The organism is Gloeotrichia echinulata CP02, from assembly GCA_038087035.1.
Classification (GTDB): domain Bacteria; phylum Cyanobacteriota; class Cyanobacteriia; order Cyanobacteriales; family Nostocaceae; genus Gloeotrichia; species Gloeotrichia echinulata.
In genome coordinates this window covers 3,504,366-3,517,069 of record CP051187.1, presented here as the reverse complement: position 1 = coordinate 3,517,069, position 12,704 = coordinate 3,504,366, and the positions used below count along the sequence as shown (strand labels likewise).

At 44.9% G+C, this 12,704-nt stretch carries 8 protein-coding genes; 7 read left to right on the top strand and 1 reads right to left on the bottom strand.

Annotation, left to right across the window (positions count from 1 at the left end; translation table 11 throughout):
* Positions 1–182: 182 nt before the first annotated feature.
* Positions 183–2,144 (top strand): molecular chaperone DnaK, encoded by a 1,962-nt coding sequence (dnaK, locus tag HEQ19_15420; GenBank protein WYM00698.1) that lies wholly within the window; start codon positions 183–185, stop codon positions 2,142–2,144.
* Positions 2,145–2,584: 440 nt separating this feature from the next.
* On the opposite strand, the gene HEQ19_15415 is transcribed toward dnaK, so the two are convergent.
* Positions 2,585–2,758, bottom strand: a complete 174-nt coding sequence (locus HEQ19_15415) for a hypothetical protein (GenBank protein WYM00697.1) — start codon at positions 2,756–2,758, stop codon at positions 2,585–2,587.
* 309 nt (positions 2,759–3,067) lie between these two features.
* On the opposite strand from HEQ19_15415, the gene dnaJ reads away from it, so the two are divergent.
* The 6 genes from dnaJ to HEQ19_15385 all read left to right on the top strand — a co-directional run bounded on the left by dnaJ (position 3,068) and on the right by HEQ19_15385 (position 12,453).
* Entirely contained in the window at positions 3,068–4,207 is a 1,140-nt protein-coding gene (gene dnaJ / locus HEQ19_15410; GenBank protein ID WYM00696.1) for a molecular chaperone DnaJ, read from the top strand.
* Positions 4,204–4,461, top strand: coding sequence for a sulfurtransferase TusA family protein (locus HEQ19_15405; GenBank protein ID WYM00695.1), 258 nt, complete (start codon positions 4,204–4,206; stop codon positions 4,459–4,461). Before dnaJ ends, HEQ19_15405 begins: the two co-directional genes overlap by 4 nt.
* On the top strand, positions 4,458–5,573 hold the full coding sequence (gene rsgA / locus HEQ19_15400) for a small ribosomal subunit biogenesis GTPase RsgA (protein ID WYM00694.1): 1,116 nt from the start codon (positions 4,458–4,460) through the stop codon (positions 5,571–5,573). The genes HEQ19_15405 and rsgA overlap by 4 nt, the downstream gene beginning before the upstream one ends.
* Positions 5,574–6,645: 1,072 nt before the next feature.
* A complete protein-coding gene (cysC, locus tag HEQ19_15395) occupies positions 6,646–7,242 on the top strand; it encodes an adenylyl-sulfate kinase (GenBank protein WYM00693.1) in 597 nt (198 codons plus the stop codon).
* A gap of 103 nt (positions 7,243–7,345) precedes the next feature.
* Positions 7,346–8,440 (top strand): TIGR03032 family protein, encoded by a 1,095-nt coding sequence (locus HEQ19_15390; protein ID WYM00692.1) that lies wholly within the window; start codon positions 7,346–7,348, stop codon positions 8,438–8,440.
* Positions 8,441–8,643: 203 nt separating this feature from the next.
* Positions 8,644–12,453: a hypothetical protein gene (locus tag HEQ19_15385; GenBank protein ID WYM00691.1), complete on the top strand. Its 3,810-nt coding sequence runs from the start codon at positions 8,644–8,646 to the stop codon at positions 12,451–12,453.
* The last annotated feature ends 251 nt before the right edge of the window (positions 12,454–12,704 follow it).

Genomic DNA, 12,704 nt, shown 5'->3' with positions numbered 1-12,704 from the left:
GCTCTGTGAAAGACGCCCCCTAGACTACACACAAGCCTCCAGAGGAGATCTCTGGGCGCTGGCTCTGGTATACATTTGTTTGCTTAAACTTCTCCCTTGCCACCAGCATCCGGGTTTATCCATAGGTTTCCGTAGTCGGCGAAACATCACGATCAAATAAAACCTTAAAAAAACTGATAAGCATGGGGAAAGTTATTGGAATTGATTTAGGTACTACTAACAGCTGCGTCGCTGTGTTGGAAGGTGGTCAACCAATTGTGATCGCCAATTCCGAAGGCGGACGCACCACTCCTAGTATTGTCGGCTTTGGTAAGGGTGGTGAACGCTTGGTTGGCCAGATGGCAAAACGCCAAGCCGTTACCAACGCCGAAAATACAATCTTTAGTATCAAAAGATTCATCGGTCGTCGTTGGGAAGACACGGAAACAGAACGCGATCGCGTTCCCTATAGCTGTATCAAAGGCCGAGACGATACAATTGATGTGCAAATTCGCGGACGTAACTTCACACCGCAAGAAGTTTCCGCTATGATCCTGCAAAAACTCAAACAGGATGCGGAAGACTTTTTGGGCGAATCGGTTAGTCAGGTAGTGATCACCGTACCAGCGTATTTCACTGATGCCCAAAGACAAGCAACTAAAGATGCTGGTACAATTGCTGGTCTGGAAGTTTTACGGATCATCAACGAGCCAACGGCTGCGGCTTTAGCTTTTGGCTTGGATAAACAAGACCAAGAACAGCTAATTTTGGTTTTTGACTTGGGCGGTGGCACCTTCGATGTCTCCATCCTCCAACTAGGGGATGGAGTTTTTGAAGTTAAAGCAACTAGTGGTAATAACCAACTCGGTGGCGACGATTTTGATAACTGTATTGTCCGCTGGATGATGGAACTCTTCGAGCAACAAGAGAAAATAGATCTTACCCAAGACAAAATGGCACTGCAACGCCTGCGAGAAGCAGCAGAAAAGGCCAAAATTGAACTCTCTAGTATGATGAGTACCTCAATTAATTTGCCCTTTATTACTGCTGATGAAACAGGCCCTAAACATCTAGAAATGGAACTGAGCCGCTCACAATTTGAAGAACTGGTAGGGCATTTAATTACAGCTACTATCGAACCAATGATCCAGGCGTTGAAAGACGCAGGACACAAACCACAAGATATAGATCGGATTATTTTGGTAGGTGGTTCTACTCGGATTCCCGCAGTCCAAAACGCCCTGATTAAGTTTTTTAATGGCAAAGCACCTGATCGCTCTGTTAATGCTGATGAAGCTGTGGCGCTGGGGGCGGCTATTCAGGCTGGGGTACTAGGTGGGGAAGTTGATAATCTCCTGTTATTAGATGTCACCCCCCTGTCTCTGGGAATTGAAACTTTAGGAGAAGTATTTACCAAAATTATTGAACGTAACACCACAATTCCTACCAGCAAATCCCAAATTTTTTCTACAGCAATAGATGGGCAAACTTCGGTAGAAATTCACATCCTGCAAGGCGAACGGGCAATGGCGTGGGATAATAAAAGTCTCGGCAAATTCATGTTGACCGGAATTCCCCCCTCTTCCCGTGGTGTCCCTCAAATTGAAGTATCTTTTGAAATCAATGTTAACGGCATTCTCAAAGTTTCTGCCCAAGATAAAGGTACGGGTAGGGAACAAAGCATTCGGATTACCAATACAGGTGGTTTGAATACTAATGAAGTAGAACGGATGCGACAAGACGCCGAAGTATTTGCTGAAGAAGATAGAAGACGCAAACGACTAGTTGAACTGAAAAACCAAGCAGATCATCTGTTTTTTAGTTACGAATCGACTTTAAAAAATAATGGTGATTTTATCGGCGACCAGGTGAAAGACCTGGCGAAACAAAAAGTCTTACAACTCCAAGCAGCAATGACTGATTCTAGTATTTCCATTACAGAATTTCAGCAGCACTTAGAAGACTTCCAACAAACTTTATTTGCCATTGGTGCTGATGTGTACAACCATGTACACACTCAAAATGGTGATCACCTAAACGAGCGTGCTGAGAGTTCATTACCTCCAGAACAGGAGCAACCAATTAATGGAACTCTAATACCACAATTTAACTTTGATTTTGAGGAAGAAAGCACCGCACAAGTGGATTATGAGGCGATAGATTAGGGATTGCACTTCGGCTCCGCTCTGTTACCAGGGATTGCACTTCTCTGCGAGACGCTACGCGAACGGCTCCGCTCTGTTACCAGGGATTGCACTTCTCTGCGAGACGCTACGCGAACGGCTCCGCTCTGTTACCAGGGATTGGGGATTGGGGATTGGGGGTTAATCAACAGAAAGTGAAGTTTCGCGTTCTGAGGTTGAAGTTCCGAGTTCGGAAGCTGAAGTTTCGAGTTCTGAGGTTGAAGTTTCGAGTTCTGAGGTTGAAATTCCGAGTTCAGAACCTGAAGTTCCGAGTTCGGAAGCTGAAGTTTCGAGTTCTGAGGTTGAAATTCCGAGTTCTGAGGTTGAAATTCTGAGTTCGGAAGCTGAAGTTTTGAGTTCTGAGGTTGAAGTTTAGAGTTCTGAGGCTGAAGTTTCGAGTTCCGAAGCCAAAATTTGAACTTCTACCCATCCCCAGCGATGCACTGAGCTTGTCGAAGTGTCCCCAATCCCTGGTCACTGAGCGGAGCCGAAGTGCAATCCCCAAGCCCTAAGTTTGCTAGATTGTAGAGGCTAATTAATGTGGGGTAGATGGTGTCCCAGTACAGATGCAAAAATTCATTTGGTGGGTTTTCCACACCTCATGGTACGGCTAGCACCTCTGGTTAAGGGGCGGGGTTATCCGTGCCTAAATAACACAATTGAAAAAGAGACAGTCTCAGGCAGTTAGAATTGCGAACAAACTAGAATTGTACTCGTAACTCCCATAGCTTTTGTCGTCTCCCACGACGAAAGTATCTGTTGTTCAAAACTTGCTGGTGATTTTTGTGAAGCAGAAAAGGTAAAATCAATTATTAACAAAAATTAACTTCTACCTTCTGCCTTCTGTTTTCTGCCTTCTACCTTCTGCCTTCTGCTTTCTTCCTTCTAACTTTTACCTTTGCTATATGGCCCGCGACTATTATGAAATTTTGGGTGTCTCTCGTGACGCCGACAAAGAAGAAATTAAACAAGCCTACCGCCGCCTAGCCCGGAAGTATCACCCAGATGTGAACAAAGAATCGGGTGCGGAGGAGCGTTTTAAGGAAATTAACCGCGCTTATGAAGTGCTTTCTGAACCGGAAACCAGAGAGCGTTACAACCGTTTTGGTGAAGCTGGTGTGTCTGGTGCTGCTGCTGCTGGCGCTGGCTACCAAGATATGGGCGACATGGGCGGTTTTGCTGATATTTTTGAAAGTATTTTCAGTGGTTTTGCTGGGGGAATGGGTGGTCCGACGCAACAAAGACGGCGCAGCGGACCTTCGCGGGGTGATGACCTGCGACTAGACCTGAAGTTAGATTTTCGCGAAGCGGTATTTGGCGGTGAAAAAGAAATTCGGATTTCTCATCTAGAAACTTGTGATGTCTGTAGCGGTTCGGGTGCAAAACCAGGAACTCGCCCTCGGACTTGTTCGACTTGTAGCGGTTCGGGTCAAGTGCGCCGGGTGACAAGAACGCCTTTTGGTAGCTTCACTCAAGTTTCCACTTGCCCTACCTGTAATGGTACAGGAATGGTAATTGAAGATAAATGTGATGCTTGTGACGGTAAAGGCACAAATCAAATCACTAAGAAGCTGAAAATTACCATTCCCGCTGGGGTGGATAATGGCACCCGTTTGCGAATCTCCCAAGAAGGAGATGCAGGACAACGGGGTGGACCTGCTGGTGATTTGTATGTGTATTTGTTTGTCAATGAGGAGGAAGGTTTCCATCGAGATGGGATTAATATTCTGTCAACCATCAAAATTAGCTACCTCCAGGCAATTTTAGGCTGTCGCTTGGAAGTGAATACGGTAGATGGTCCAGTTGCTTTAGAAATTCCGGCGGGAACTCAACCAAATGATGTCAAAACACTGGAAAATCGCGGGGTACCACGTTTGGGTAATCCTGTTAGTCGGGGTGATCATTTGATTACAGTGTTAATTGATATTCCGACTAAAATCATTCCAGAGGAGAGAGAATTGTTAGAAAAGCTGGCTAAAATTAAGGGAGATCGCACTGGTAAAGGTGGTCTAGAAGGATTTTTAGGAAATCTTTTTAAATCATGAAGCCCTCTAGTCTATCATCTGCTGATGCTCAACTGGACTTGCGCGGTACGCCTTGTCCAATTAATTTTGTGCGGACAAAACTAGTTCTAGAAAAAATGCCAGCAGGCGGTTTGCTGGAAGTTTGGTTAGACCCAGGAGAGCCAATTGAGCAGGTTCCCGATAGCCTCAGAATGGCTGGCTATCAGGTAGAACAAATTTCTGACAACACTGGTTATTTTTCGCTTTACGTACGCCGTCCCGTAGCTACCGAATGAAAGGTGATACTATTTCTGAGACTAGCTCAATGCTGGGTACGGTGTTAGCCGTGCAGGCAAATTTTTATCGCGTCCAGCTAGATGAGGAAGATCAGGGGATAAGGAAACCAGGGGACAAAGAGCATAATACTCCCCCTCGCTCCCCCCATTCCCCCCTCCTGCTCTGCACCCGCAGAGCTAGGTTGAAGAAAATCGGTCAGCAGGTTATGGTAGGCGATCGCGTGATGATCGAAGAACCAGATTGGGCTGGGGAACGGGGGGCGATCGCTGATGTTCTCCCCCGTCAAACTGAGTTAGATCGTCCACCCATCGCCAATGTCCATCAAATCATGTTGGTATTTGCTGTGGCGGACCCCCCTCTGGAACCTTACCAGCTCAGTCGCTTTCTGATTAAGGCTGAGTCTACAGGTATAGATGTGGTTCTATGTCTGAATAAAAGCGATTTGGTTTCACCCCAACAACAACAGGAAATTAGCGATCGCCTTGGGGCTTGGGGCTACCAACCGCTGTTTATCAGCGTGAAGCAAGGTATCAATCTTGACAAATTATCTAAATATTTACACGATAAAATTACGGTGTTTGCTGGACCTTCTGGCGTGGGGAAATCTAGTCTGATTAATCGGCTGATTCCCAACGCTAATCTGCGCGTGGGTGAAGTTTCTGGTAAACTGGCTCGTGGTCGCCATACTACCCGCCACGTGGAGTTATTTGAATTGCCTAACGGTGGTTTATTGGCAGATACTCCCGGCTTTAATCAGCCTGATTTAGATTGTACCCCAGAAGAATTAATACATTATTTCCCCGAAGCCAGAGAACGGTTAGCGGTTGGTAATTGTCGGTTTAGCGATTGTCTGCATCGAGATGAGCCGGATTGTGTGGTGCGGGGAGATTGGGAACGATATCCACATTATCTAGAATTTTTGACCGGAGCGATCGCCTATCAAACGCACCTTCACCAACAAGCTGATCCAGAATCAACTCAGAAGTTGAAAACTAAAGGTAAAGGTCAGAGTCAATACGAACCAAAGTTAGAAAGTAAAAAATATCGTCAAAAATCCCGGAGAACTCAACTGCAGGATTTACAGAATTTGTATGACGATAGCGAGGGGTGATCACTATAGGACTAATTTGGCTTGAATGCTGATAAATCAAAGCTTACAAGCATTAAGTTTTAATTGAGGTATATGTGCCAGTTCACATTTTTTTGTGCCACTTGCGTAAGTAATAGGTATGACAGTCCCTTGAACTGTATTGCAAACCTTCTGCCTTCTTCACCATTAATAAATACTGATTAAAACTTTACTATATCTTTAAATACAAAAATACACTTTTATGCAGGGTTATTTTACCATCAGATAATTAAAGATTTTATGAAGTTGTTGAAATAATGTACTTAATTTGACTAAAAATGACATATTCTTCTTATAGAAACCGAAAAAGAATACTAATCTACTATTTAGTATTGTTGCTCGCGTAATCAGCGCAATTTCTCATTAACCATTTAAGTCCAACTGGTCAACAGGTGGTACTTAGAATGACCATAATGACTATATTGTTCTAGTGTTCTGCTGTTCTAGTGTTCTGCGTTTTGTTTTTTGCAGAAATTATTTGTTAAAGCAAAACGTGTTTAGGGGCTTGTGTACCGACAGATAAGCAATTATATGTAGTTTGTACGGATATTATTTGTCTTTTTGTGACAAACACTACAATACATATCGGCTTTTGTTTTTCAGAAATCCCTATTTTGGCTTTTTAGGTTCAATAAATTAGTTGCATTAACCGTTATTAACTACTTTGAGTTAGTAATAATGGCTTAATTTACAGTTACGATTTTAGATTTTAGATAATGAAATATGTTAGGTAGAAGCCGGACTCTTTGTATATGGAACAAATCTAGAATCTTCAACCCGTTCGATTAATTCATAATTCAAAATTAAAGACAATCGGTGCTTGCTTGCAGCACTGATTGTAGACTACTGAATTAAATTCAGTGGCTCTTTACAGAATTAATTAATTAATTCAAAATAATTTTGAATTTTTAATTGAAAAAATATCATCATAACGTCTACAGAAGGCAATATAAGCAAACAAATATAAAACAGGGTTAAGATTTAAATCTGGGTTAAATTGTTTGTACAGATTTAACTGATGTTTTTCCAAAACTATCCATAAGTTTCAATAAAGATGCAAGAACAAGGAATAACAATTTGGTTTACAGGTTTAAGTGGTTCAGGTAAAACCACCATTTGTCGAGCAATGGAGAAAAAGTTAATAAATCTGGGATATAAGGTCGAAGTTTTAGATGGCGATATATTACGCCAGAGGCTATCTAAAGAACTTGGCTTTAGTCGAGAGCATCGAACTGAGAATATTCGACGTATTGGTTTTGTAGCTCAGATATTAACTCGCAATGGAATTATTGTCCTTGTTTCTGCTATATCACCATATCGTGAAATCAGACAAGAGGTGCGGCAACAAATAGGAAACTTCATTGAAGTGTATGTAAATGCTCCTCTAGAGGTTTGCGAACAACGGGACGAAAAGGGATTGTATAAGCGTGCCCGGAGTGGTGAAATCTCTAACTTTACTGGCATTGATGATCCCTACGAGCCACCTATTAATCCTACAGTAGAGTGCAGAACAGACCAGGAGAGCGTAGCGGAAAGTGTCGCTAAAGTTTGGCAAAAGCTAGAGGAGATTTTCGGGTTAGCAATGTCAGCAAGTTTAACCGAAGAAATCTCAAGTGAAATTGTGCATCATGAGGCTTTGCAGATATTTTGATGCTAAATTATTTTCCGGATAAAATATCAAAATACTAACCATAAGTCCGAGCCAAAGTTAGCAAAAAAACGGGAATAAATCTAAGAGTTTATCGTAAAATCTAATGAGTATAGAATCCACCACTCAGGAAAAGCCCACTCTGAAAATTGATGCTTCGCGTCAGTTCACGTCTTGGTTGTATGAGCAGAATATGAGTTTAGCTTTTACGACTTATCAAGCAGGGAAATTATTATTCATCGGTTTACAACCGGATGGCAAATTGTCAGTATTTGAACGTACTTTCAATCGGTGCATGGGGCTATATTCCCATGACAACAGACTGTACATGAGTTCTTTATATCAGTTGTGGCGATTTAAAAATATCTTGGAGGCTGGCCAATCGCATAATGGCTACGACGCTATTTATCTACCACAACTGTCATATGTTACCGGAGACTTAGATATTCACGATATTGTTATCAGTGATTCTCCCTACCAAATTCCCCACTCACCAGCCTCCAGCCTACCAGCCCAAAAACCGATTTTTGTTAATACCCTATTTAGTTGTCTGGCAGCGATTAGCGAAACCCATAGTTTCTTGCCTCTTTGGAAGCCTCCCTTCATTAGCAAGCTAGCGGCAGAAGACCGCTGCCACCTGAATGGTTTAGCGCTGCGGGATGGACAACCCAAATATGTCACTTCTGTTAGTCAGTCGGATGTGGCAGAAAGTTGGCGGGAGCATCGATCATCTGGGGGCTGTGTGATTGATATAGAAACCAATGAAATCTTGGTGAGTGGTTTGTCGATGCCGCACTCGCCCCGTTGGTATCAAGATAAGCTTTGGCTGCTCAATTCTGGCACCGGCGAGTTTGGCTATGCCGACCTAGAAAGGGGGCAATTTGAGGCCGTTGCCTTCTGTCCAGGCTACCTGCGAGGCTTTGCCATTCATGGCAATTTTGCGATTGTTGGCATTTCCCAACCCAGGCATAACAAGACCTTCAGTGGTTTGGTCTTGGATGAAAAATTACAGGATAAAAACGCCGAACCTCGATGTGGGTTATTGGTGATTGATCTACGGAGCGGGGACATTGTCCATTCTCTTCGCATCGATGGGGTAATTCTGGAATTGTACGATGTGGTGACTTTGCCAGGGATTCGCAGACCTATGGCGATCGGCTTACGCACTGATGAAATCAGGCGAGTAGTGACGGTGGAATAAATATATCCACTTTCACCTAGCTGGTGCTGGTTCGGTTGCATGGGATGAATGGATTGAAACGCCTGATAGGAAAGGATTTCGAGCATGTTCAGTGTCATTTCATGTAACTCTTGTCCTGACTGCATTTCCAGGATTTATCCCATGCTACCGAACCAGTACCATCTGGCTCAATACAAACAAAACAACAAGGACAGTTAACAACAATGGCTAATTCATCTTTAAAAGGTTTTATTATTAATGGCCTCGCAGCTGGAGATCTCTCCGGCTTCTCTGTCAGCAACGCTGGAGATATTAACGGTGATGGTTTAGACGATATACTGATTTCGTCACCCGGTGCTGGCTCCAACGGTAGTGCTTCGGGGCAAAACTACGTGGTATTCGGCAGTTCTCCGGGTTTTCCCGCTAGTCTCGACCTCTCCACTCTCAACGGTAGCAACGGCTTTCAAATTAATGGCATTGCCGCCGGTGACCAGTCAGGTTATTCCGTGAGCGGTGCCGGAGATATCAACGGGGATGGTATAGATGATATAATTATCGGGGCTAACCTAGCCGACCCGACCGGAACTTTATCCGGGCAGAGTTACTTGATTTTCGGTCGTGCGAGCGGGTTTTCCCCTATTCTCGACCTCTCCACCCTCAACGGTAGCAATGGCTTTAAAATCAATGGCATAGCCCCCGGCGATCGCTCCGGCACTTCCGTCAGCCGGGCTGGGGACATTAACGGGGATGGTATTGATGATGTAATTATCGGAGCCCGCAGCGCCAGTCCTAATGGCACAGCATCGGGACAAAGTTACGTGATTTTCGGCAGAAAAGACGGTTTTGATAGTGACTTCGATCTAGCTACTCTCGATGGCAGCAATGGCTTTATTATCAACGGGGAAGCGGAGGGTGACAATTCGGGAGTCTCTGTCAGCGACGCTGGAGATATCAACGGGGATGGTATTGACGACCTCATCGTTGGAGCCTCGACCGGACCTATCGGACCTGCGCCATTCAACCCCAATAATAGCTCGTCGGGGAAGAGTTACGTAATTTTTGGCAAACGCGGTGGCTTTAGTTCCAACATTGAACTCTCGACCCTCAACGGTAGCAACGGCTTTAAGATTAATGGTGTTTCTCCCGATGATCGGTCGGGCTATGCGGTCAGTAGTGCTGGAGATATCAATGGTGATGGCCTTGATGACCTGCTGATTGGGTCATATTTTGCCTCTCCTAACGGCATCAGTTATGCCGGGCAGAGTTATGTAGTGTTTGGCAGCCGCAATGGATTTGCTGCGAACCTTGACCTTTCGACCCTCAACGGCAGTAACGGCTTTAAGATCAATGGTATTGCGGAATTCGATGTCTCAGGGGCTGCCGTCAGTAGTGCCGGGGATATCAACGGTGATGGACTTGATGATCTGCTGATTGGTGCCCCCTATGCCTCTCCCAACGGCTTTAGATCCGGACAAAGTTATGTGGTGTTTGGCAGCCGCAAGGGATTTAGTGCTGACTTGGATCTTTCGACCCTCAACGGCAGTAACGGCTTTAAAATCAATGGCATTCTACCCGTTGATATAGCGGGTGTCGCAGTCAGTACTGCGGGGGATATCAACGGTGATGGTTTTGATGATTTACTTATTGGCGCAGCCTATGCCTCCCCCAATGGCAGTAAGTCTGGACAAAGTTATGTAGTGTTTGGTGGGGCCGATATCGGCTCTGGCGGAACATTTGAATTATCCCAACTACTTAGTAGCCAGACTCTGGGAACCCCTGGGGATGATATTCTCGTTGGGAGTCTAGGCAACGATGTCATACAAGGACTCGACGGTGATGACAACATATTCAGTCTCCCTGGAGACGACACACTTTCTGGTGGTGCTGGCGCTGACGTCCTGGTCGGGGGGGATGGAAACGATCAACTCTTTGGGCAAGATGGTGCTGACTTCATCTATGGTGATGCCCAAATCCCTGGCGTCGGGGGAAATGATACTATCGACGGTGGCGATGGTGCTGATTTAGTCTTTGGTGAGGACGGAAACGATAGTATCAGTGGCGGTAATGGTAATGATGTCCTCAATGGCGATGCTGGCAATGACACCATCGATGGCGGTAATGGCAATGATGTCCTCAATGGCCAGTCTGGCAATGACAGTATCACAGGTGGAGCAGGAAACGACATTTTCTTTGGTGAAGCTGACAATGACACTCTCGTCGGTGGAGCCGGAGACGATCGCTTTTTTGCGGGAACTGGCGATGACCAAGTTTTTGGTCAGAACGGTAATGACTATATCGAAGGGGAAGGAGGAAACGACCTCCTCGAAGGGGGCGCTGGCAAAGATGTTCTCTTTGGAGCTCTGGGCAATGATACTATCGACGGTGGAGACGATGCCGACATTCTCATTGGTGAAGCAGGTAGTGACTCCTTAACAGGTGGCAGTGGGGATGATGTACTGATTGGGGTAGATCCTTTCCTCACATTCAACGGATTTGGGGGAACTTCAGACAATCCCGATGCTCCCTTTGAAATTGATACTCTAACCGGAGGTAGTGGTAATGATAAATTCTACCTCGGTGGCGACGGCTCCATACCCGGTATCAACCGATCTATAGTCGGCACCCAGAATCGTAATCCTGAACTTTACTATGTTGGTGGCGGTAATGCTGACTACGCCTTGATTACTGACTTTAACCCCAGCCAAGATACGTTACAGCTACCTTCAAAAGTCAGTTTTAGTGATCTCGTATTGGGGATATCTAACGGCGGCAGTATTTCCCAGGGAATAACACTATCGTTTAATGGCGACTTAATTGCCGTCCTTCAAGATGTTTTTTCGCTCCCGTCCCTTCAAGTCTTTACGGGAACCCCTGGTAACGACTCTTTTACCGTCAATTCTCCTTTTCTGTCAGATAGCTGGATTATACAAGGACAAGCAGGCAAAGATTCTCTGACTGGGGGCAATGTCAATGACTATATATATGGTGAAGCTGGGAATGATAGCTTGTCTGGTTTAGCAGGCAATGACTTTCTCGACGGAGGTGCAGGTAATGACACCCTTAACGGAGGTGCAGGTAATGACACCACGCGAGGAGATGTCGGAAACGACACCTTCATTGGTAGCCTGGGCAATGATAGTTTTGATGGTGGGGCAGGAACAGATGTTGCCGATTACAGCAATCTGTCCAACAGTAGTTCTGCAGCCCAAAGTATCACTCTTTTGACGACTGGGACTGTATCTAAAGGCACTAGCGGAACGGATCAACTGTTCAAAGTCGAAACTGTGATTGCTAACGCATCTGCTAAGAATAACGCGATTGATGTTTCTACCTCTCTATCGCCTATTTTTGTTGTAGTTGATTTAGCAGATGTGAACTCCAACTTACAAGTTTTTAACTCAAGCAGTTCGCCCATTCCCTTCTTAGCCTTCAATGTTCGCAACTTTGATGATGTCATTGGCACTAATCAAAACGACAGAATTACTGGAGATAGCCAAAATAACAAACTGTTCGGCAATAGCGGTAATGACACCATCAATGGCGCAGAAGGCAATGATACCATTGACGGTGGTTTCGGCAATGACTCGCTCAATGGAGGTGAGGGTGCTGATTCCCTCGTTGGTGGTGCGGGCAAGGATATCCTACTGGGCGGGGCTGGTAACGATTTATTAACTGGGGTCAATTCCTCGAGTTCAACAGCAGGAGCCAATGAAATCGATACTTTAACCGGAAATGGCGGTAATGATCGCTTTGTTTTAGCTGATTCAACTAAGCTCTACTATCAAAACACCAGCGCAGTAGCTTTTGGGGTGAATGACTACGCTAGCATTACCGATTTCCAATCTGGGGTTGATAAGTTGGTTCTCAAGAGTGGTATTAATTATTTCACCAGTTCATCAAGTCCGGTTGCGGGCATTACAGGCAATTTCTTTGTCTACCGAGATAATGCGTCCGTAGGAACTCTCACGGCTGCGGATGATCTAGTGGCAGCTATCACAGGAACCTTTAAGAGTTCCGATGTAGTGCTGGTCTAGAGTCGGTTTTTGAGGAGGGTGGGCAGGATCTATGATTCTGCCCAAGACTCCCAAAAATTATTTGAGCTTGTGCTTGCATAATTATTTGGATTTAGTCTGATAAGTAAACGGGAGAATTCAACTAGGGTGTTGACTATGTGCCTTTTTAGGGGCTTAAAATTCATGCAAAATATGTGTGTTATGTGTGATGTTTATTTCGCCAAAAGCTTATTTAACGAAGCGCGAAAGTCCCCACCTTCAGCGTACTCGCA